Origin of the sequence: Pseudomonas sp. Ant30-3 (assembly GCF_000690905.1) — a bacterium.
Taxonomy (GTDB): domain Bacteria; phylum Pseudomonadota; class Gammaproteobacteria; order Pseudomonadales; family Pseudomonadaceae; genus Aquipseudomonas.
In genome coordinates, this window is the sequence record NZ_JMCL01000040.1 from 1 (window position 1) to 24257 (window position 24257).

Annotated in this window: 12 protein-coding genes; 7 read left to right on the forward strand and 5 right to left on the reverse strand. The window is 58.0% G+C overall.

Going from position 1 to position 24257, the window contains the following annotated elements:
• Together DU29_RS0111185 and DU29_RS0111190 are read right to left on the reverse strand one after the other, a co-directional pair.
• A partial coding sequence (locus tag DU29_RS0111185; RefSeq protein WP_028621783.1) for a cysteine peptidase family C39 domain-containing protein occupies window positions 1–842 on the reverse strand: 842 nt, incomplete at its 3' end.
• 121 nt (window positions 843–963) lie between these two features.
• Window positions 964–2322: a TolC family outer membrane protein gene (locus tag DU29_RS0111190; protein ID WP_028621784.1), complete on the reverse strand. Its 1359-nt coding sequence runs from the start codon at window positions 2320–2322 to the stop codon at window positions 964–966.
• 576 nt (window positions 2323–2898) lie between these two features.
• Here DU29_RS0111190 and DU29_RS01000000129825 point away from each other — a divergent pair.
• From DU29_RS01000000129825 to DU29_RS0111205, 3 genes are all read left to right on the forward strand, one after another.
• Complete coding sequence (locus DU29_RS01000000129825) at window positions 2899–10698, forward strand: retention module-containing protein (RefSeq protein ID WP_442961290.1); 7800 nt, start codon at window positions 2899–2901, stop codon at window positions 10696–10698.
• Window positions 10699–11172: 474 nt separating this feature from the next.
• Window positions 11173–13164 (forward strand): hypothetical protein, encoded by a 1992-nt coding sequence (locus DU29_RS0111200; RefSeq protein WP_028621785.1) that lies wholly within the window; start codon window positions 11173–11175, stop codon window positions 13162–13164.
• A 264-nt stretch (window positions 13165–13428) separates the two neighbouring features.
• A complete protein-coding gene (locus DU29_RS0111205) occupies window positions 13429–15636 on the forward strand; it encodes an autotransporter outer membrane beta-barrel domain-containing protein (RefSeq protein ID WP_328286319.1) in 2208 nt (735 codons plus the stop codon).
• A 54-nt stretch (window positions 15637–15690) separates the two neighbouring features.
• Here DU29_RS0111205 and DU29_RS0111210 read toward each other — a convergent pair whose 3' ends face one another.
• From DU29_RS0111210 to DU29_RS0111220, 3 genes are all read right to left on the reverse strand, one after another.
• Window positions 15691–17760 carry a hypothetical protein gene (locus tag DU29_RS0111210; RefSeq protein ID WP_028621787.1) on the reverse strand — a complete coding sequence of 690 codons (2070 nt, stop codon included), beginning with the start codon at window positions 17758–17760 and terminating at the stop codon, window positions 15691–15693.
• A gap of 142 nt (window positions 17761–17902) precedes the next feature.
• Window positions 17903–18298: a YbaN family protein gene (locus tag DU29_RS0111215; RefSeq protein WP_028621788.1), complete on the reverse strand. Its 396-nt coding sequence runs from the start codon at window positions 18296–18298 to the stop codon at window positions 17903–17905.
• A 10-nt stretch (window positions 18299–18308) separates the two neighbouring features.
• On the reverse strand, window positions 18309–18896 hold the full coding sequence (locus tag DU29_RS0111220) for a UPF0149 family protein (RefSeq protein ID WP_028621789.1): 588 nt from the start codon (window positions 18894–18896) through the stop codon (window positions 18309–18311).
• A 399-nt stretch (window positions 18897–19295) separates the two neighbouring features.
• On the opposite strand from DU29_RS0111220, the gene recQ reads away from it, so the two are divergent.
• The 4 genes from recQ (at window position 19296) to DU29_RS0111240 (ending at window position 24257) form a co-directional block, all read left to right on the forward strand.
• Window positions 19296–21422: a DNA helicase RecQ gene (gene recQ, locus DU29_RS0111225; RefSeq protein WP_028621790.1), complete on the forward strand. Its 2127-nt coding sequence runs from the start codon at window positions 19296–19298 to the stop codon at window positions 21420–21422.
• 129 nt (window positions 21423–21551) lie between these two features.
• On the forward strand, window positions 21552–21986 hold the full coding sequence (locus tag DU29_RS0111230) for a MarR family transcriptional regulator (protein WP_028621791.1): 435 nt from the start codon (window positions 21552–21554) through the stop codon (window positions 21984–21986).
• 126 nt (window positions 21987–22112) lie between these two features.
• Window positions 22113–23930: a FimV/HubP family polar landmark protein gene (locus DU29_RS0111235; protein WP_028621792.1), complete on the forward strand. Its 1818-nt coding sequence runs from the start codon at window positions 22113–22115 to the stop codon at window positions 23928–23930.
• Between the two features lie 39 nt (window positions 23931–23969).
• On the forward strand, window positions 23970–24257 hold the full coding sequence (locus DU29_RS0111240; protein WP_028621793.1) for a SelT/SelW/SelH family protein: 288 nt from the start codon (window positions 23970–23972) through the stop codon (window positions 24255–24257).

A 24257-nucleotide genomic window follows, 5' to 3' on the forward strand; every position in this document is an offset into this window, starting at 1 on the left:
ACGGCGGTGAGGAATTCGCGCAGCCCCTGGAAGTCGTGAATGCTCTGGGCGAAACCGCCGATGGTGGCCGGTCGCGCTTTCATCGACATGCCGGTGATACGCTCGAACAACGTCGCGGAGAGGATCACATCGGTTTTCTTCCCGGCGGTGTCGAGCAAGTGCGCACGCACCAGGCGCAGCACCAGTTCAAAACCGGTGCCGATCAACAGCCCGATCGACAATACCCACAAGGTCGACGTGGCCTGGTTCGGCACCACGCGGTCGTAGGTCTGCATGACGAACAGCGGCACCATCAAACCCAGCAGGTTAATCAGGAAACTGGCGAGAATCGCATCGCTGTACAGCCATTTCGATAATTTCAGGGTGTCGCGAAACCACGCATCCACCCTCGGTACCAGCGGCGCGCGCAGGTCTTCGAGCTCGTGGCGCGGGCGCGCGAACAAGGCTTGCCCCGTGTAGTCGGCCGTCAGTTCTTCACGGCTGACCCATTGCTCGCCGCCGTCGGCTTCGCTGGGCAGAATCAACAGGCGCCCGTCATCGCCGACGCGTCGCAGCACGGCGGTGCGTCCGTTGGTGAGCATCAACATGACCGGCAGATTGAGCGGCGAGATGTCCGCCAGCTCGCGCCGCAACAGGCGCGCCTGCAAACCGGCCCGGGCCGCTGCACGAGGCAGCAGGTCCAGGCTCAAGCGTTGGTGTGCCATAGGCAGCCCGGCACTGAGGCTGGCGCGACTGACAGTCGCGCCATGAAGTTTGCAGAGAATCAACAGACCATCCAGAAGCGGGTCGTCGAAGCTCAGCCGCGGATCGACGCCGGTATTGCCGGTTTCCATGCTGGTCACACTGATTGTTCCTGTAGATCCGTAGTAATGCAGCTGAGCGCAGGCGTCACCGAAGGCTTGAATATTTTGATCTTAAGGACAGCAAGATCAAAGGATCGCAGCCTCCGGTAGCTCCTACGGCTTATCTGAGTTCAGGCAAACGGGCTTCGCTTTTCACTTCAGTCTGAGCGACTGCATCGGCCGGCAGCACCACTCGTTGCTTGCTCAACAGCTGGCCCATGTTCGCCAGCACACGGTACATGGAATATTCCTCGGTGTAGCGAACTTCTGTGTAGCGACGGTTGGCATTGTAGAGTTCGTTTTCGCTGTCGAGCACGTCGAGCAGGGTCCGTTGGCCGAGACCAAACTGATCCTGATAAGCGGCGCGCACGCGAGTGGTCGTCTCGGCGTATTCGCGAGCGGTCGGGGTTTGCTTGCGCGCGTTGACCATGGCGTTCCAGGCCAGGTGAATGTTTTCGTTGAGCTGACGCAGGGCGTTGTTGCGAATGTCCATCGCCTGGTTGATCAGGTGCGCGTTGGAAGCCAGGCGTGCCTTGTCGCTGCCGCCGCGGAACAGGTTGTAGTTCATCACCACACCGACGCGCCACTCGTTGTCGTGGCCTTCCTCGCCTTGCACGTTGTTGTTCGCGCCTACTGCGGCTTCAGCGTCGAAGCGCGGGTAGAACGGCGACTTGGCAACTTCGTACTGGCTCTCGGCCGACTGCACATCAGCCTGGGCGGATTTCAGGTACGGGTTGTTGTCGACCATGCTCGTCTGCGCGTCTTGCAGATTGGCGGGCATTTCCCCGCGGATCGACGGCAGGGTTTCCAGTTCGTCGGGCATGCGTCCGGTCACCGCGAAGAAGTTCGACTCGGCATCGGCCAGATCGACTTGCGCGGTGTCGAGGTTGTTCTCAGCCAGCGCGCGACGGGCAGTGGATTGATCGGCGTCAGCATTGCTGCCGATGCCGCGCTGCGTGCGCAGGCCGATCTGGTCGTTGACCCGCAGGTGCGCCTGCAGATTGTTGGTGGCCAGTGTCACCAGCTCGCGACGCTTGAGCACTTCAAGGTAGACCTCGATGGTGCGCAGGGCCAGATCCTGGGCGGTGCCCTGAGCGTAATAGGCCCGGGAATTGACCACGCCTTTGGTGCGCTCGACTTCGTTGGCAGTGTTGAAACCATCGAAGAGCATCTGCCGCAGACGCAGTTCCGATTGGGTGTAGGTGAGGATTTTGGTGTTGTGGTTGCCGAACGCCCGGGTGTTGGTGTTATCGCTGTACCCGCGCCCGTACGCGGCATTCAGATCCACCGACGGATAAAACCCGCCTTTGGCAACTTTTACATCTTCGTCAGCGGACAAACGGCTGTCTACGCGCGAAGCCAGTTCCGGGTGTGTGGCGAGGGTACTTTGGATGGCCTCTGTCAACGACATGGCCTGAGCCTGAGTTGTGCAGGCCATGGCCAGTAATATCGCGCTGCAGAGGGGTGTTAAAAGGCGCATGGGTGCATCTCCCTGGATTCTGATGGTGCTTTATCAGTCGCCAAATATTTGACGACATTTATAGGTAAAACCGTTTCATGCTTGTAACAACAGAGCTAAGAACATTCCAGCGAAAAGTTAAGAAGAATTTCTCATAAACCTTATTCTAAAAAAAACTTATGCGCTATGCTGATTCCACGACATTGTTCACTCGTAAAACCCTTGAAGCAAGAGACTTGTAGCGCGATCAAGGGAACGTACAAAAAGTTCCATCCACTTATCGACATAGAGCGAAGAAGTGCTGGAGGGGAGGAAAAGTGTAACGGTTTGAGCGACATTTTTTTGTCACTCTGTGTGGTTAGACCGTTACAGATCGTTGACAGGGCTGCATTGCACGGTGAGTTGGATGCCACAGATGGCGAAGATTTTCACTGTTGCGGGCTTAACTGAAAACGAAGCGCTGGACGTAATTGAGGACTGACTTGCGGCTTGTTTTATCGTGCCCGCAGTCTTCAGCTACCAGCCACCTGCTCGAGCCAGTGCACCTTCTTCGCTGACAACAGGTGCCGACAGCGGTTGGCAGCGGAGGAAATGTTAATGGCTACGCTCATCGGTACCGTCACTCAAATCATTGGCCAGGTGTTCGCGGTTGCGGGCGATGGCGCGCGTCGGGTCTTGACCGAGGGCGACAAGCTGTACGCTGGCGATCAGTTGATGACCGGAGCCGACGGAGCGGTAGCGGTGCGCTTGCAAAACGGCCAGGAGCTGACGTTAGGGCGTGGCAGCAGCCTTCAGATGAATGCGCAGCTGCTTGCCAATCAGGCGCCGCACGTGGATACCGCTGACGCGACCACGCCGACCCAGGCGCAACTGACCGATGTCGAACAGCTGCAGAAGGCCATCGCTGCGGGCGCTGACCCGACTCAAACCGGCGAAGCCACGGCGGCCGGCCCGGGCAATCCGGGAGCACCAGGTGGTCCGCTGGGTGGCGGCCACAGTTTCGTGTTGCTGGAAGAAGTGGCAGGGCGCGTCGATCCTACCGTCGGCTTCCCGACCGAAGGCTTCAACGGCATCCCCGAGTTCCCGCTGGGGCGTCTGGCCGGTGACCCGGATAACGGGGATGATGGCCTGGGCGATCCTGGCGACCTCCCGGTTAATCCGATTGATCCAGTGGACCCGGTTGACCCGGTTGATCCAGTGGTGCCCGGTGACCCGCAGGTTCCCAACACGCCAAACAACCCTGTCACCCTGACGGGCCTCTCGGTGGCCGGTGGCGAACTGACGGTCAACGAAGCCAACCTCGCTGACGGTTCCGCACGCGACGCTGGCGCGTTGACCCAGAACAGCACCTTCAGCATTACCGCACCGGATGGTCTGACCAGCCTGAGCATCGGCGGGATCAACGTGATCAGCGGTGGCGTGGCTGCCGGTTTCCCGCAATCGATCACTACCCAGTTGGGCAATACCCTGACAGTGACCGGCTACAACCCGGCCACTGGCGTGGTGAGCTACAGCTACACCCTCACCGGCAACGAAACCCATTCGGCCGGTGACGGCATCAACAACCTCAGCGAACAGTTCACCGTCGTTGCCGGCGACAACAACGGCGATACCGCTACCGGTACGCTGGACGTCAACATCAGCGATGACGTGCCGCAGGCAGTCGATGACAGCAACGACAGCACGGCTTCGGAAAACCTCGTCACGCTGACCGGCAGTGTCCTGCCGAATGACGCGCAGGGCGCCGACCGGATTCCGGTTGGCCCCGACAGCGGCCCTATCATCGGCGGCACGTTCACCGGTACCTACGGCACGCTGGTGCTCAACCCCAACGGCACGTACACCTACACCCTCAATACCAGCGATGCGGATTTCAAAGCGTTGACCGGTGGCGGCAATGGCACTGAGACGTTCACCTACACCCTCACCGATGCCGACGGCGACACCAGCACCGCCAACCTGGTCCTGGAAATCAATAACAACGATGACCCGGTGGTTATCGATGGGCTGACCCTTGCGGGCGGCGAGTTGACGGTCCGTGAACAGAACCTCGGCGACGGCACCAGCCCGGACGCGGCGGCACTGACCCAGAGCGGCACGTTCACCATCACCGCTCAGGACGGCGTGCAAACCCTCACCGTCGGTGGTATCGCCGTGGTCACCGCGGGCGTGGCAGCAGGCTTCCCGCAATCGGTCGTCACACCGCTCGGCAGCACGCTGACCATCACCGGTTTCGACAGCGTTACCGGCATCGTCAGCTACAGCTACACCCTGGCCGACAACGAAGCTCATCCAAGTGCCAATGGCAGCAACAGCATCGCCGAACAATTCGCTGTGACCGTGGTGGATGACAACGGCACCACCGCCAATGGCAGCCTCGACGTCAACATCGTCGACGACGTGCCGCAAGCGATCAACGACAGCAACACCGGCACCGGGTCCGAAGCCCTGCCGGCGCTCGAAGGCAATGTCCTGACCAATGACGTGCAAGGCGCCGACCGTGTCGCGACCGGGCCGATCACTGCCGGTACGTTCACCGGCACCTACGGTACGTTGGTGCTCAACGCCAACGGCACGTACACCTACACCCTCGACGTCAGCGACGCCGATTTCAAAGCCTTGAATGGCGGCGGCAACGGCACGGAAAGCTTCGTCTACACGCTCACCGACGCGGACGGCGACACCAGCACCGCAACGCTGGTGCTGAACATCAACAACAACAACGATGACGTGATCCTTAACGGCCTCGACGTCAACGGTGGCGAGCTGACCGTTTCCGAACAGAATCTCAGCGACGGCACCAGCCCTAACACCCCGGCGCTGACCCAAAGCGACACCTTCACCGTCACCGCGCTGGACGGCCTGCAAACCCTGACCGTTGGCGGCATCGCCCTGGTCACCGGTGGCGTCGCCGCAGGTTTCCCGCAGTCGACCGTGACGCCGCTGGGCAGCACGCTGACTATCAACGGGTACAACCCGATCACCGGCGTGGTCAGCTACACCTACACGCTGGTCGACAATGAAACCCACCCGAATGCCGACGGTGCCAACAGCATCAGCGAGAGCTTCGACGTGGTCGCGACCGACACTGACGGCAGCACCGCGTCGGGCCAGATTAACGTCAACATCGTCGATGACCTGCCGACCGCCAACCCGGATGCCGACACTGTGCAGGAAGGCGGCACGGTCAGCGGCAACGTGCTTAACAACGACATCGGCGGTGCCGATGGTCCGGCGCTCAGCGGTGCCGTGGTGGGCGTGCGCGCGGGTAGCGACACCGCAAGCTCGGCCATCGGCGGGCTGAACTCGCAGATCAACGGCAGCTACGGTTACCTGACGCTCGACGCCAGTGGCAACGCGGTTTACCACAGTAATCCGAACGCAGTCAGCGCACCGGGTGCGACTGACGTGTTCACCTACACCGTGCGCGATGCGGACGGTGATGAAAGCACCACGACCATCACCATCAACGTGGCGGACTGCACTTTGGTTGCGGCCGTCGATACTGATGTCACAGTCAAAGAAAATGCGCTGGATCTGACCAAGGATGGCCAGGACCTCGCGCCTGGCACCGTGACTGGCAGCCAGTCTGGCAACACTGGCGAAACTGCGTCCGGCACCCTGGTCGGTTCGGTCACCGGCACGACCGGTGCGCTGACGTACACCCTGGTCGGCAACGCCACCGGGACCTACGGTCAGATACAGGTCAACCCGGATGGCACTTACACCTACACCCTGACTTCGCCACCGACCACCACGCCGAATGCCAACGACGGACCGAACACCCTGAGCGAAAGCTTCACCTATCAGGCCACCGACCCGCTGGGCAACAGCGTTACCAGTACGATTGTGATCAACATCGTCGATGACGTGCCTACCGCCTCTGTCGACCTCACCTCGGTGGCGGAAGGCGGGACTGTCAGCGGTAATGTGCTGGTCAATGACGTACTCGGCGCTGATGGCCCGGCCGCAGGCGGCGCAGTGGTTGGCGTGCGCGGCGGCAGCGACACCTCGAGTTCGGCCATTGGCGGTCTGAATTCGCAGATCAACGGCACTTACGGCTACCTGACTCTGGATGCCAACGGCAACGCCGTTTACCACAGCAACCCGAACACAGTTGGCGCTCCGGGTGCGACTGATGTATTCACGTACACCATCCGCGATGCCGATGGCGACGAAAGCACCACGACCATCACCATCGACGTCTCTAACAGTCGCCTCTTGGCGGCGACAGACAGCGACGTGAAAGTCTACGAAAAAGCCCTCGACCTGATTCGCGACGGCCAGGACCTGGCGCCGGGCGTCGTCGAAGGCAGCCGTCCAAACAGCACCGCTGAAACAGCGACTGGCACGCTGGTCGGTTCAGTCACCGGTGCGGTTGGCGCGATTACCTATTCGCTGGTCAGCAATGCCACCGGTAACTACGGGCAGATTTTGCTCAATGCCGATGGCAGCTACACCTACACCCTGACGTCGCCGGCCACGACCACGCCGGGCGTGGATGACGGACCGAACAGGCTGACCGAAAGCTTCACCTATCAGGCCACCGACTCGCTCGGCAACACGGTTACCAGCCAGATCGTGGTGAACATTGTTGATGACGTGCCGATCGCCCACTGCGATTTTGTCTCGGTCGTGGAAGGCGGCACCGTCACCGGCAACGTGCTGGGCAACGATATTCTCGGTGCCGACGGCGCTGCAGCGGCAGGCGCGGTCATCGGCGTGCGCGCCGGCGACGACAATTCGAGCTCGGCGATTGGCGGGCTGAACACTCAGATTCAGGGCACTTACGGTTACCTGACGCTGGATGCCCAAGGTAATGCGGTCTATCACAGCAATCCGAACAGTGTGAAGCCCGCTGGCGCGACTGATGTGTTCTCTTACACCGTACGAGATGGCGACGGCGATGAGGCCACCACGACCATCACCATCGACGTCTCCAACAGCGCCCTCGTGGCCGCGACAGACAAAGATGTGAAGGTCTCGGAAAAAGCCCTCGACCTGACCCGCGACGGCCAGGACCTGGCCCCGGGCACAGTCATTGGCAGCCAGCCGGGTAGCACTGCCGAGACAGCGAGCGGCACGCTGGTCGGCTCCGTCACCGGCGCAGTGGGCGCGATCACTTATTCGCTGGTTGGCAACCCCACCGGGACTTACGGGCAGATTTTGCTCAACGCCGATGGCAGCTACACCTACACCCTCACGTCGCCAGCCACGACCACGCCGGGCGTGGATGATGGCCCGAATCGGCTGACCGAAAGCTTCACCTATCAGGCCACCGACTCGCTCGGCAACACGGTCACCAGCCAGATCGTGGTTAACATTGTTGATGACGTGCCGATCGCCCACTGCGATTTTGTCTCGGTCGTTGAAGGCGGCACCGTCACCGGCAACGTGCTCGGCAACGACAAACTCGGGGCGGACGGCGCTGCAGCGGGTGGCGCGGTCATCGGCGTGCGCGCTGGCGACGACAATTCGAGCTCGGCCATTGGCGGGCTGAATACCAAGATTCAGGGCAACTACGGTTACCTGACGCTGGATGCCCAGGGCAATGCGGTTTACCACAGCAATCCGAACAGCGTTAACCCTGCTGGCGCGACTGATGTGTTCTCTTACACCGTGCGCGATGGTGACGGCGATGAAGCCACCACGACCATCACCATTGATGTCAACAACAGCGGTATCGTAGCCGCCAAAGACACCGACGTTACCGTCTACGAAAAAGCGCTGGACCTGAACAAGGGCGGTCTGGATCTGGCGCCTGGCACGGTCACTGGCAGCGAACCCGGCAACGCCGGCGAAACCGCCAGCGGCACTTTGGTCGGTTCGGTCAGCGGCGCCAGCGGTGCGGTCACTTACACCCTGGTTGGCAACGCCACCGGTGCGTTCGGGCAACTGTTGCTGAACCCCAACGGCACCTACACCTACACCCTGACCTCGGCCCCGAAAACCTCGCCGGGCGCCAACGATGGCGCGAACAGCGTCAGCGAGAGTTTCACCTACAAGGCCACTGATGCGCTGGGCAACAGCACCACCAGCACCATCCAGATCAACATTGTCGATGACGTGCCAAAAGCCGTCGCGTCTGATCGTTCGGTGGCTGCGGTGGAGATCGATTCCAACCTGCTGCTGGTGATCGACGTCTCCGGCAGTATGAAGGACGCATCCGGTGTCGCCGGTCTGTCGCGCATGGCGCTGGCCAAACAGGCAATCAGCGCCTTGCTCGACAAGTACGATGACCTCGGCGACGTTAAAGTGCAGATCGTCACGTTCAGCAGCGATGCCGCCGACAAGACCTCGATCTGGGTCGATGTGGCCACCGCCAAGTCGATCATCTCCGGCCTGGTGGCGCACGGGGACACCAACTACGACGCAGCCATCAAAGTGGCGCAAACTGCGTTCAGCAACGACGGCAAACTGGCCGGCGCGCAGAACGTTGGCTACTTCTTCTCCGACGGTAAACCCACTGTGGGCAACCTCGATAAAACGGAAGAAGCTGGCTGGAAAAACTTCCTCGAAGCAAACAACATCAACAACTATGCGATCGGCCTGGGCAATGGCGCTCGCAATCTCAACCTTGATCCGCTGGCGTTTGACGGTACCGCCGGTACGGGCCAAGGCACCGACACCAACTCCGTGGTGGTGACGGATCTCAACCAACTCAACTCGGTGCTTTCCGGTACCGTGGTCGGCGCGCCGGTCACCGGTACGTTGTTGGGCGAGGGCGGTACCTTTGGCGCCGATGGCGGTTTCATTAAAGCCATCACGGTCGATGGCACCACTTACAGCTTCGATCCGAAAGGCAACAGCAACCAGGGTTCGCTGACGGTCAGCGGGGCGGCCAACCATGGCACCTTTAACACGGTCAACAACACCCTGAGCATCGCCACCGACAACAAAGGCACGCTGGTGGTCAACCTCGATACCGGCGAATACACCTACACCTCGCAGAAAACCACGACGGTTGTGTTGACGGAAAACGTTGGTTTCACCGTCAGCGACAACGACGGCGACCTCTCCAGCGCCAAACTGGTGATCAAGGTCATCCCGAACGGGGCACCGGTGGCAGTGGACGATCACGTCATCACCAACGTGCTCGCGCCTAACATCGTCGTGCCCGGTGAGCTGTTGCTGGCCAACGACAAGGATCCAAATGGCGATCAGATGACCGCCTCGCCGACCACGTTCAAGACCGGCTGGGCCGCGAAAGGCGCAGACTTTATCGGCACCAAATCGAATTTCGTTTTCACCGGCAGCAATGAGCAGGCAGTGACAATTGCTCGCAGCCAGTTCGTTGCCAACACGGCGGCGATGACCGCTGTGCTGGTAGTGGGCGGTGCGTTGGGCGCGGTCAGCAACCTCAATGCCAATGACGAGGACCGCATCACCGTCAACCTGAAACAGGGTGAAACCCTCAACCTGGATCACAACCTGGCGGCGGGCAACATCGGCATGCAGTACTCGGTCAACGGTGGCGCGTTCATGGCGCTTGCGGACGGCCAGACCCTTACGGCGAACTCGGACGGCACCTACCAAATCCGTGTCATCAATACGCTGGATACCCCGGGCAACGGCGGAACTGATTCCGAAGCGTATAAATTGACCATGACTGTCAATTACGCCAACGCCAAGGATGTCACTCCCGACGCACATGGCACCTACGCGGCCAACGACAGTCACGGCGGCAGTGACAGCGCGGCAGTGTCCATCAGCTATCAGGCCGGTCACACCATCGCCGGTACTGCAGGCGATGATGTGCTGGTGGCGGGCGCCGGCGATAACATCCTCAATGCCGGCAACGGCAACGATGTGCTTAGCGCTGGCGCCGGCAACAACGAGCTGCACGGTGGCGCCGGCAATGACTTGCTCTACAGTGGCGCAGGCAACGATTTGCTCGACGGTGGCACAGGCGTCGACACCGCCAACTACGCCAACGCCACGGCCGGGGTCAAAGTCGACCTGGGTCTGACAAATGCGCAGAACACCGGCGGTGCAGGCACCGATACGTTGACCGCGATCGAAAACCTCACGGGCTCCAGCTTCAACGACCAGCTTACCGGTGACAGCCGTAGCAACGTCATCACCGGCGGGCTGGGCAATGACATCCTCAACGGCGGCGACGGCGACGACTTCCTGATCGGCGGCCTCGGTAACAACACCCTGACGGGTGGTGCTGGTGCGGACACCTTCCAGTGGCTGAAAGGCAACAGCGGGCATGACGTGGTGACGGATTTCACCCCGGGTACCGACAAGCTCGACCTGTCACAACTGCTGCAGGGGGAAAACGCTACCGTCAGCTCGCTGGACGATTACCTGCACTTCAAAGTAATCGGCAGCGGCTCCGAAGTGATCACCAGTATCGATGTTAGCGCCATGGCCGGCGCTGCGCCGAACTAGACCATCGATCTGGCCGGTGTCAACCTCGCCAGCCATTACGGCGTGACGCCGGGTGCGGGTGGGATGGTCGCAGGCGGGCATGACACCGCGACGATCATCACTGGCATGTTGAATGACCACTCGCTGAAGGTTGATACCGTTTGATCTGATAACTGCAACAACGAAGCCCGCCATTCCCTTGTAAGGGATGGCGGGCTTTTTAATGCGCGTGATTTGTGGATGTCGCCCCCCGACCAGCGGTTCTAAAACCTGTGATTTATGACAGTAGCCGGCACATCGAGTCTGCCTTTAAATCATCTCGTCAGGCGCGCGAAGCACGGTGGGAGTTCACCGGTTAATGACGATTCCACTTCGCTTCCACCGTCGAGCATTTGTATCGGGAAGGTTTTCAAATCGCCGTCGACTGCCGTCGGTAGCACAGATTCGCTACACCCCTTGGGCTACTCGAGCCCGGCCAATGGAAGGAACTGCGAAATGACCGTATATGAAAGATTCAAGACGCTGACTGCACAACAACAGCGGCTGTACAACAATAGGGTGATGCTGGGCAACCTTCCCAAACGCAAAAACTCTGCGCCGACCCTGAAAAGCGCCGTGCTGCTTGCTGCGACCGCAGATGACCCAGGCAACCAGCTGCAGCGCAAGGACCGAAACTTTGCCATGGATGTGAGCATTGCCGAGTTCCCGGATGCCAGTTCCCAACAAAGGCAACGTATAAGGGTTCAGCTGATTTGGGATGGGTCTCTGATCGGAGAAGAGCAGACTTTTATCATTCCTTTGACGCCTGCCGAAATTACAGCGAAATTCCCGATGACATTTCAAGTTGACGCGGCGCGCCTGAATGTTCCTGGGCCGCATTCGTTGGGTTTTAAACAGTGGTATGGCATCAACAGTGAAGACTCCGATGAGCTTAATATCAATATCGATATGGACCCGCCTACTCCTGTCGGTAAAGTAAATGTTCCTGCCGAAATTGAAGCGGAACAAATGATAACCAAGCAGTACCTCAAAACTCACGGGTTTGTTCTATTGAGCTGCAATGAGTGGGGCGGGGCAAAATTGCATGACAAAGTTCAATTTCGCTATGGCAAGTCATTGCCTCTGTCTCGTTTGATCGACGAAGTCGAACGCACGGATATGTCCATACTTCCGGAGACCCGTAAGCTGACAGAGGCATTTATTGGTGAGGAGGAGGGTGACCATTCGCTTTTTTATGTGCTTGTAGATCGTAAGGGTAATGAGAGCCTTCCATCAGAGTCCAGAGTACTGAGTGTAATTCTGTCAGATCCTCCGGAAAACTTGAATTTAAAAATTGAACTGCACGACGACGACGGAAAAATCCTGGTTGACGATGCACGGACCCCGGTTACTGTAATTATTACATACGATATCCCGTTGGATGGGGACAGGGCGCTAGTGAGCGTTGACGGGCAGATACCCATCAATGTTTCGGTTACGCAATCTCCGTGTGTGATTTCACTGCCGTATAAATATCTGCAAAACGGTAATAATGGTTTGAAAACGGTACCGCTTGTGTATCAGATCAGCCGCGGCAAGTTACTGTTTCCGAAAGTCCCTACGCCTAAGGATTTGACCATTGATCTGCGGTCACCGGTAACCGTTGATCCGGAGAATCCGGGTTTGCCGGGTTCTCCGCATCCGGATCTTTTACCCGTTAATGTGCAAGGCTCCGTCACAACTGAGGCTAACACGATCAGGGCAGGGGACCTCGTTGCCCCGGTTGATGCCACTGTGGACATTTATAAAGGGCATGAGGCCGGACAAGTGGTGTCTCTATTTGTCAACGGAGTCGCTGTTCCAGCGGACCCTGCCAACGCCAGAGGCAAGGGTGGCGTGTGGACGATGGACGGTTCTGAAACAGATGCGACGGTACTGGCATTTACGATTGAGCCAGGAATTTTCCAAGCCAGCGGAAACGATCCAGCCACATTGTGTCACTACAATGTATCGCACACTTTGAACGAAAATCTCAACCGTTCCCAGAATCAGCATGTTGACGTGTACATTGTGCCAATTAATTTACCAGTGCCAAAATTTTTGCACACGATCGATGATCTTGATGGGCCAACGTTAGGTTGCAGGTCCATTCGGGACGACTCGTTGCTGGGTAAGGTTATCGAAGTGGAAGTTCCTGGTGGTGAACCAAAACTGGCAAACCAAGACCTCGAATTTGTCTATCAGGGCTATTTAAACGACTTTACCGGCGGGGGTAATGATCCGGGTGCGGAGATCCCTGGCAATACGGTGACAGTTAGAAAAACCCCATCACCGGAAGAAGCAAGAGATGGTTTCCTGGTGAAAGTGCCCTACGCGCAATTTGCAATTACTAATGACGGTTGGGGCAAGGTTGCTTATAGCGCATCTATTGATGGTCAGACGATATCGGCCACCTCTGACCCCACCAAGGTGACGATGCGGATCAGCGGAGGTACTTGCGCAATCTGATGGGTTCACGGAGGCACGAAAGTGCCTCTTTTTTGTACTGTCAGGTAATTATCTAAGCCAGCCATGGCAGGCGAGAACTTTCCTTACTTTAAGAGAGATAAATCCTACATTTTTGCGTAGGAAGATTCTGTATTGTCCGCACCCTTTGGCGTCCCTGAACATTTAGCCGAAGGGACCGATTTTTTTAAAAGGTGCAGGCGCATGATATTGGGTAAAAAAATTTCAGGCGTACCTGATTCCACAGGTGCGTTCACAGTATTGTCATTGTCCGCTTTCTTTTTTATGAGCTGCCCGGCGTGGGCAGCGACCATCGTCGATAACGGCGCAACGCTGGACGTCGATTCGGCTACAACGCCAGTCACGGATTACCTGGTACGCAACAACAGCACTCTGAATGTCCAAGGGGCGTTAACCGAGAGCATCCGCGTGACATCCGGCTCTGCCCTCAACCTCAATGATGCGATGGTCAACGGACAAAATGGTGGCATTGGTGTCGCCATTAATAGCAGTAGCGCGGCCATCAATCGGGCGACAGTCAACAGTGATTCGACGGCCCTGTTGGTCAATCGCCCTAATGCGTCGACGCAGGGGTCCACCGTAACGGCTGCCGACAGTGAGTTCAACGGCGGTGAAACCGGTGCCGCCGTCTCCGGCTTGAGTACCCTCGAACTCATCAATAGCCAAGCGACCGGGACAACCGCGGGTAGTCACGGTGTGGACATTTTCGGCGGTGCAGTTCGCGCAACGGCGCGTACACACATCAGCGGTGATGTTGCGGGTGTAGTGATGGTCAATGATCCTGCACAACAGGGCAACGCTTCTCTGTTCCTGGACAACTCCACCGTGGAAGGCCGCAATGGCGCAGCAATTATCATTGATCAAGGCGTTGACGCCACCATCACTGTATCGAACAACTCCACGCTGATTGGCAGTAACGGAAACTTGCTCGAGGTACAGGGCGCTTCGGCGGCAGACATGGACATTGTGAACAGTCGCCTGCAAGGAAACGTGCAAATCACCGGGAACAGCACGGCCAGCCTGATGTTCGACCGGGCGGCGATGGCTGGCGATATCGTTCGTGAGGAAGGCTCTCTGGCCAATGTTGTCTTGAACAATGGATCATCATTCACCGGTCGTTTGAACGGCAGCAACCTTGCCCTCAACGAGTCGGATCTGACCATGGTGGACAACGACCGCATCGATACGTTGTCGTTGAACGACGGCACGGTCAACTTCGGTGTCCCTGGAGAACAGCGCGCCGCGCGCCAACTTGACGTCGTTACGCTTTCCGGCTCTGGCACCATTGCCATGCAGGGTAATTTTGCCACTGGGGAAAGGGACTTGCTAACAGCCGCAACGGCCACAGGCAGCTTTGATCTGGAGGTTAATGCGTCAGGCAAGGATGCCGCAGATCCACAGCCACTGACGCTGGTGCAGATCGAGCGTAACCAGGCCACTTTCTCGTTGCTGGGCGGCCGGGTTAATGTCGGCACCTGGGACTATGAACTGGCTGAAAGGACCAATACCGACGGCGGTACCGAGTATTACCTCAATCCCACCACGCGACTCAGCCCTGGTGCCCAATCGGTCGTGGCCTTGTTTCAAACGGCACTCACAGTCTCTTACGGCGAATTGAAGTCGCTGGAAAACCGCATGGGCGAGTTGCAATCGGACGCCAATCTGAACGGATTGTGGATTCGGCCTTACGGCAACGAGTACAAAGTTGCGGACGGTTCGGGCGTTGGCTACAGCCAACAACAGCAGGGATTATCCCTGGGTGTCGACACCCGACTGGGCCACAGTCAATGGCGGGTCGGCTTGATGGCCGGTTACAGCCAGTCGGATCTGTCGCTCGACGGCGGTACTTCGGCCGATGTCGACAGCTACTACTTCGGACCTTATTTCAGCTGGTCTAATCCGGACAATGGCGACTTCCTGGACGGCGCTCTGAAATTCAACCATCTGCGTAATGAATCCAAAGTCAGCATGAGTGATGGGCAGCGGGCCAAAGGTGACTATAGCAATTCAGCGGTGAGTGCATTGCTGGAGGGTGGTCGTCTGATCGATCTGGGCAATGACTGGTTTGCCAAGCCTTCGGTTCAGTTATCCGCTGCGGTTATCCAGGGCGGGAACTATCGGCTGGATAACGATATGCAAGCAGACAGTGATCGCACCCATTCATTGCGGACCAAGCTCGGTGTTTCGGCGGGTCGCTCTGTCAATCTGGGCAGTATGCGAGTGAGGCCTTACGGGCGGGTGGCCATGGTTCACGAATTTGCCTCGAACGATAACGTGCGGGTCAACGGCAACACCCTCAATACCGATTTGTCGGGTTCCGGTTTTGAAGTGGGCACCGGCATGACAGTTTCGGTGTCGGACAACATGCGCTTCGATGCGGGTGTGGATTATGCCAAGGGTAAAAACATTGAACAGCCTGTCGCGGTAACACTGGGGATGAGTTATCAGTGGTAGAAAAGAAGTAAAAAAACCGCTTTTAAGCGGTTTTTTTGTTGATGGTTCCCAAGCTCAGTTGCTTTCGGTTGGGTCCGCGGCTGCGACATGGGTGAATGTCCACGTATTGGACTCAGCGCTGTCGTCGTCGGATGAGACGGCGCTCACGACGTACGTACCGTTTTGCAGGCCTACGATTAACCCTGCCCATTTTCCGTCGTTGTTGGCAGGCTCAAGTTTGGGGCTGATGACGTCATTAACCTTGATTTTTACCGACTTCAACGCTTGAGTGACGCCGCGCACAACGACATAGGTGTCTGAGGTGGTGCCGTTGTCGGGAATCAGGCCTGACAGTTGGTGGACCCGCGTTTCCCAAGGCGCGGGGCTGGCTCTCACCTCGAATGAGTACCGATCGGAAATACCGCCCTCGGGGTAGTCTGGTCTGGCTTCGAGGCTATAACTTTTGACTGATAATCCGCTGATGGTTTTTTCGTAAAGTTGGTTGTCCTGGACAGTTGCATCACCCAATGAATCTTCACCATCAAAGAGCTCGATAGTTTCGCCTGGTTCGGCGGAGCCTTTGACAATCAGCGTCGTCTCGTAGGTAAAACCTTCTTTCTCAATGACCTTGCCGCCGGTAGTCACCACGCTGTCGAGTGTCGCCGAAAGGATTGCCCTTACAGTGAATGTGCGTGGATCGCTGGACACCTCTCCACTGGTCATTTCTTTCGCAGTAAGGCTATACGTACCTATGGACACGCGTAAGCGGATTTCCCAATATCCATCATCGTCGACGGGGCCTGTAGCACTGGTTGGGCTACCATTATTGTAAAGGACAATGGTTTCAAGAGGTGTGGCGTAACCACTGACGGTCACGCTGTCGTCGCGGATTGTGGCGTCTGGTTCAACCGTTTGTCCGTTGGAATCCTTAACGTCATCCAGGGACAGATCAACGTCTGTCAGAACGGTGAAATTCCATGGCGGAGTTGATTCGTTATCGGTGTCGACTTCTTTGGCGGTGAGTTTGTATGGACCTTTGGCGACGGTTAGTTCGACTGTCCAGATACCACCGTCCGTAGCAGGAATTGATGGACTACCGATCGCTTGCGCATCGTTGAGTAACTGGACGCGCTCATGAGGCGTGACTTTGCCCCGCACGGTGAGCGCGTTGTCGTAGGTTACGGTATCGGGAGCGACGGGATTACCTTGGGAGTCTTCAACGGAGTCGAGAGCAATATCGGCGCGTTGCAGGACGGTGAAAGTCCGGGGTGGGGTGGTTACAGCATTGTCGCCGTACATCTTTTTGGCAGTGAGTGCATAAGCACCCGGTATCACATCGATGATGGTTTCCCAGTCGCCGCTGTCTCCAACGGATACCGGCGGGCCCAGTACATTGCCCTTATCAAATAACTGAATGGTCGCCAGTGGCCGGGCTTTGCCTTTGATGGTTAACGTGTCATCGAAGGTTACAGTACCTTCTCCAACAGGAGCGCCAACGGAATCTTCGACAGCATCGAGCGTTAACCCGACATCATCGCGTACTGTGAAACTGCGCGGCTCGGATTCGTAGTCACCGTAAAGTGCCTTGACGGTAAGGTTATAGGTGGCATCAGTTTCGAGGTTTTCCAGGACGATTTTATAATCGCCCTTGCTTTCTACCGGCCCCTCGTCAAGTGGTATAGCGCCGTTGAAGGCCTGTACTTTTTCATTCGGCCGGGCTTTGCCTGTGATCGTCACCGACGTGAAATAGGTATTGCCAGCGTCTTCAACGTCCCCTTCTTCATCGATCACTCCCTCAATGCTCGGCTTTGCCCGCGCAACTATCAAATTCCGTGGCGGCGTGGAAACCGATTTACCATCCCAAACTGTCAGGGCATACCCTTTGAGTTCATTCAGTTCAAACAGACCGGTTGCCCATTTCCCTAGGCTGTCACTGTTTGCATTCGTCAGAGTGTCAAATCCATCCTTTATCAACAGTGACCTGGACGGCTCGGAATTACCACTGATGATGATCTTGGTATCGAACGTCAAGCCATTGTTAGGAATGAGATTCGCATTGGAATCCCTGACTTCCCGAATGCTCAAGACGGTCTCTGTTTCCTTGTTTTCAGTATCCGAAAAAATGTTCGTTGTTTTTGCGGTCATGGCGATTACTCCGATCCTTGAAAGAGGGATAACGGAGGAATTTAAGGGGGGATTGGTCAATATCGGCTACTGTCAGAAATCACAGGATGTACTGCATTTCAGATGAGTGGCTAGAGTGTAGTTATGCAGGCGACTTCAAGGTTCACTCCTTGCGAACGGTTTTTTGCCGCAGGATGTACACCGTCACCAGCACTGCACTGGTCAGCATGAAACCACGAGCCCACATTAGAGGCACCAGATAGCAGGAAAACAGAATGCTTATCCACATCATGCCAATGGCGTAAACCTTGCCTTTGAGTGGAATGCCGTTACCTTCAAGATAATCACCAATCCACGGTCCGAGCCGTGGATGCTCGACCAGCCAATGATAAAAACGCGGAGAACTGCGGGCGAAACAGGCGGCCGCCAGTAGCAGGAAGGGCGTAGTGGGCAATACCGGCAGGAAAATGCCGATCACCCCCAGCGCCACGCTCAGCCAGCCGACGGCTAGCAGCACGTAGCGCAACATCGGGGAGCGGTTGCCTATGGGTTTGTCCATAGGCGGCACCTTAGTGGTGACGTGGCTTGAGGATCGCCGGTTTTTCGTCCGGGGCATTGCACAGCAGGTACAGCGCGGTGAGGGCTTCCGGGATCTGCACGATCATGTCGTCCATCAGATTGGCGTCGGCCGCGATGTCGGAAAACTCCGGCTGCTCGTCGAACAGGCCGGAGCCAACCATGATCGGCAGTAACATTTCGCTGACTTCGTCTTCGGCGGTTTCAAACCAGGCCGCTTCGCGCAGAAACACACCTTCCATGAAACCAATGCACCAGCCGCGCAGGTCGGAATCGTCCGGCTCTTCGCCAAGGTCAAGATCGCAAGGCAACTCGAATTCTTCATCAGCGGCCAGCTGACGGGCGATGTGCGCCTTGAGCAGAATCAGCGTGGATTCGATCGCTTTGCGCTCGGTGTCGTCAGCGTAATGCGGTTCTTCAGCGAAGAGCGCGTCGATCCATTCGCGTTCAGGCACTTCTTCCGAACAGATTGACAGCGCGGTGAGGTAGCCGTGGGCGGCCACGTAGTCCAGCGCCTCGTCATGCAGTTCATCGGCGTCGAGGAAGACTTGCAGGCGGGTTAATTGCTCAGCGAAGGACATTAAAGGGCTACCTTGGGAATTAAACAGATGCGCGAATTCTAGGCCTTCTTGAGCACTCAGGCCAGCCGCGCGGCATATTTGCCCATGACCCGGCATTGTTCCCCCTGTAGGAGCTGCCGAAGGCTGCGATCTTTTGATCTGTCTTGTTGCAGACAAAATGAAAAAGATCGCAGCCTTCGGCAGCTCCCACGGGAAGATCGGGCATTGCCTGCTTGCCGGTCTTCTCAGCGGCGCCCTCTGCCGGACAGCCCTCGGGTATACTCCCGCGTTTTGTGAATGCCCTGCCAGCGTCGCGGCTGATGTGAAGTGTCATGCAACGCGCACTTACGATTTGTCAGTGCAGCACGCGTGTTTCTGAACCAGCCTTGCAGGGATGTTTCGGTGATTTTTGGAGTTTTTATGCTCGAACAGGCTCAACGCGTTCTCAAGGACATCTTCGGCTACGACAGTTTCCGTGGCCGGCAGGGTGCGATCATTGAGCGCGTTGCCAGTGGCGGCGACGCCCTGGTGCTGATGCCTACCGGTGGCGGCAAATCCTTGTGCTTCCAGGTGCCGGCGCTGCTGCGTGAAGGGCTGGCGGTGGTGGTTTCGCCACTGATCGCGTTGATGGACGACCAGGTCGCGACCCTCGAAGAACTGGGCGTCGCCGCCGCAGCCCTCAACTCCACGCTGAGCGCCGAGCAGCAACGCGATCTGGCCGCGCGGATCAAGCGTGGCGAAGTGAAGATGCTGTACCTCGCGCCTGAACGTCTGGTCCAGCCGCGCATGCTGGCGTTTTTGCAAAGTCTCGAGATCGCCCTGTTCGCGATCGACGAAGCGCATTGCGTGTCGCAATGGGGTCACGATTTCCGCCGCGAATACCTGCAACTTGGCCAGTTGGCGGAGTTGTTCCCCAACGTCCCGCGCATTGCCCTGACCGCCACCGCCGATAAACGCACGCGGGAAGAAATCGTCGACCGCCTGCACTTGCAGAATGCCGAGCGCTTTCTGTCGAGTTTCGACCGCCCCAACATTTTTTATCGCATCGTGCCCAAGGAGCAGCCGCGCAAGCAGTTGCTCGCGTTCCTCGCCGAGCGCCGCAGCGATGCCGGCATCGTCTACTGCCTGTCGCGCAAGAAAGTCGACGAAGTTGCCGTGTTCCTCAGCGAGCAGGGTTTCCCCGCGCTGCCGTACCACGCAGGCCTGCCCAACGAAACACGCTCCCACCACCAGAAACGCTTCCTCAACGAAGAAGGCTTGATCATGGTGGCCACCGTGGCCTTCGGCATGGGCATCGACAAACCCAACGTGCGTTTTGTCGCGCACCTGGACCTGCCGAAATCCCTTGAAGCTTATTATCAGGAAACCGGTCGCGGTGGCCGTGACGGTCTGCCGGCGGATGCCTGGATGGCGTACGGCCTGCAAGACGTGGTGATGCTCAAGCAGATGCTGCAAAACTCCGAAGGCGACGAGCGCCACAAACGTCTGGAGCATCACAAGCTCGACGCGATGCTCTCGTTGTGCGAAGAAACCCGCTGCCGGCGCCAGACCCTGCTGGCCTATTTCGACGAAGACATGCCTGAGCCGTGCGGCCACTGCGACAATTGCGTCGATGGCGTGCAAACCTGGGATGCCACCGAGCCGGCGCGTCAGGCGCTCTCGGCGATCTACCGAACTGGCCAGCGCTACGGCGTTGGTCATCTGGTCGATGTGTTGCTGGGCAAGGACAACGAAAAAGTGCGCAGCTTCGGCCATCAGCATTTGTCGGTGTTCGGCGTCGGCAAGTCGATGGGCGAAAGCGAATGGCGCTCGCTGTTCCGCCAGTTGGTTGCGCGGGGCCTTGCCGATATTGACCTCGAAGGCTACGGCGGCTTGCGCCTCAGCGATAAGTGCCGGCCGCTGCTCAAGGGTGAAGTCACCCTGGAATTACGCCGCGACCTCAAGCCGCAAACCACCGCTAAGAGCAGCAAGAGTCAGGCAAGCCAACTGGTCCGCGGCGAAGAGCGCGAACAATGGGAAGCCTTGCGTGCGTTGCGGCGCAAACTGGCCGAAGAACACGGCGTGCCACCGTACGTCATCTTCCCCGATTCGACCCTGCTGGAAATGCTCCGCAGCCAGCCGTCTTCGCTGGCGGAAATGGGCACGGTCAGTGGCGTCGGTGCGCGCAAACTCGAGCGCTACGGCGAAGCCTTCCTCGAAGTGCTCGGTGGCCAGGCCGAGGTGCCGAAAGTGGTGGCCGACGTGCGCCACGAGCTGATAACCCTTGCCCGCGCCGGTATGACGCCATTGCAGATTGCCGGTCAGTTGCAGTGCTCAGAGAAAAACGTCTACACCATGCTTGCCGAAGCCATTGGCAAACAGCAGCTGTCACTGGATCAGGCGCTGGATCTGCCCGAAGATTTGATGGGTGAAGTTCAGGACGCGTTCCTCGACGGTGAAGGCGAATTGCCGGCCGTGGCAGAGATCGCTGCATTGTTCGCCGGGCGCGTGCCGGAAGGCGTTCTCTATTGCGTCCGCGCTGCGCTGCAATCTGAATTTGAGATGTGAATCAGTTATTTGCGCGCGGTGCGGGTGATGTAACGATTCAGTACGGTGCGAGCCTTGCCTCAAGCCAAAGGTCATGCTTAGCTGACTAATAATTAGTTTTTTCTATTTCAGTCTGATCATGAGTGTTTTATGCCGCTGACCGATCAACACCGTTTTGGCATGCAACTGGCCCATATGTCGCGCGGATGGCGCGCCGAACTCGACCGCCGGCTGGCCGGTCTTGGCCTTTCTCAGGCGCGCTGGCTGGTGCTGCTGCATCTGGCACGATTCGACGATGCACCGACCCAGCGTGAGTTAGCGCAAAGCGTTGGCGTGGAAGGGCCGACACTGGCCCGGTTGCTCGACAGCCTCGAAGGCCAGGGGCTGGTGCAGCGTCAATCGGTGGTAGAAGATCGCCGGGCCAAGAAAATCGTACTTTGTGCACCGGCCCGTCCATTGATTGAACAAATTGAAACCATTGCCACGCAACTCCGACATGAATTGTTTGAAGGCGTCGATGAGGCGGATTTGAAAGTGTGCATGCGGGTTCATGGGCTGATTCTGGCCAATCTCGAAAAGTCTTGAGGCAGAACATCGCAGCGGTCTTTTGAGATACGCCATTCAGCAGGCTATAAAGAACTTTCAAGTGGAACGTATTTGTACCGATGTGCGAGCGCCTACAGCTCGGTCGCGGTTATTTAAGGGATGCTCATGCTCGAAAGTTGGCACGTAGTAATGCGGTGTTGCAGCCAATGGTTGCTGGCAGGTGGGCTCGTCACTTATTCGGTCGCGGCATCCGCATTGGGTCTTGGTGAGCTCACCATACATTCGGCATTGAATCAGCCGCTGCGCGCTGACATTGCTCTAGTGGATGCCGCAGGCCTGGAGGAGGGCGATCTGTCAGTCAGCCTGGCCACCGCGGAGGAGTTCGGGCGCGCCGGGGTCGAGCGAGTATTTTTTCTTAATGACCTGAAATTCACGCCGATTTTGCGCGGCAATCGCGCCGTGATCAGAGTCAGCTCCGGCAAACCGGTCAACGAACCTTTTCTGAATTTTCTCGTGCAACTCAATCAGCCCAATGGTCGGCTGCTACGGGAATACACGGTGTTGATTGATCCGCCGGGTGCTCCCGGTATCGTCGCTGTTGCCGACGAGCCGGAGGCCAGTGCGCCGAACTCGCCCTTCCCGAAAGTCACGCCTGCCGCTGTGCCACCTGCATCGGCAAAAAAACCTGCTGCGAAACCTGGCGCACAACAACCTGCGCCGCCGGTGATCGACCCTGTCGCCGAGCAGTTGGCCGCCAGCGTCCTGCAGAACCAGCAGCTGCAAAAAAATCTCGACGAGCTGAATGCGAAGCTTCTGGCACAGGATGAGCAGATTGCCGGCCAGAAAAAGCAGGTCGTCGAGTTGCAAACCCGACTGGCCGAAGTACAACAGGCGCCGCCAGTCGCGGTGCCGGCCGTGCCCGTTTCGTCCGCTCCAGACCCGGTTGTCGTTGAAGAATCAGAGCCTGCAGACTGGCCCATGATCATCGGCTTGCTGGCACTGGCGGGATTGCTGTTGCTAGGTTTTTTGATTCGCCGCCGCAGGCAACAGGCTCAGGCGTCGCCACTACAGGGCGCAGTCCTGGCAGAGCAACTTGAACCGGTCCTTGACCGGGAGGAAGAGCCCGCCGCACAGGCTTCCGCACTCAAGCACGCCCCTCTGCATCACGAAGAAACGCCTTCTGGCGATGTGCTGGAAGGCGTCGGCATCTACATCGCCTATGGCCGGTTCTCCGAAGCATCGGCGTTGCTGCGAGAAGCGCTGGTCAAGGAGCCACAACGCACGGACCTGGCGTTACGGTTGCTCGAGGTATTGGGCAAACAGGGCGATGTGCCGGCCTACGATGCTCAGGAACAAGGCCTGATCGATAGCGGTTTTGACCCACATCAACTTCAGGAGATTCGCGAGCGCTACCCTAAAATGACCAGCGCGCCGACTCCTGTAACACCGGCGGCGCCGATTATCGCCCCGACCATCGCGCCCATCGTCGCGCCGGTGCAACCCGCCGACGCACCGCCAGACGAATTTGAGTTGAATCTTGACGACCTGTCCATGGATTCAAACTGGGATTTGATCAGTCCATTCGATGAAACTGCGTCTGCCAGTCAACCCGCCAGGCCGGACGAGTCGGTTTTCTCTTCAAACCTGCAAGTGATGCCCGTTGAGTTCGACATGTCTGACGAACCAACGCTGGATGAGACGGAACTGGAGTGGGTGGCCGAGCCGGATTCAAAGTCTCTGGATGACGCTTTTCTGAATGAATTCAGCGACCCGCTGCAGTCATTCGAGCTGGAACCTCTAAGCACCGAATCGATCGAGCTGGAACCCGCCGTACCTGCTCATGCCGACAAGCTTGAGCAAGCCCAGACCTGTATTGATGACGGCGATCTCGACAGTGCGATCGAGTTGCTCAACGAGTTGCTCGAGGACGGCGATGAACCTCTCAAGCAAACAGCCCGGACGCTGTTGGCCGGCATCCGGTGACCCTTTATCATGCCTGCGTCCACAGTCCAGGAGCCCGGCATGGCCGCGCATAAACCGGAAATCGTCATCACCTACTGCACGCAATGCCAATGGCTGTTGCGTGCGGCGTGGCTGGCTCAGGAACTGCTCAGCACGTTCGGCGATGACCTCGGCAAAGTGTCGCTCGTGCCCGGCACCGGCGGGGTGTTCCATATCTTCTGTGACGACGTGCAGATCTGGGAGCGTAAGGCCGAAGGCGGCTTCCCCGAGGCCAAGGTGCTCAAGCAGCGGGTCCGCGATCAGATCGATCCGGACCGCGACCTCGGGCATAACGACCGCAGTCAGTGA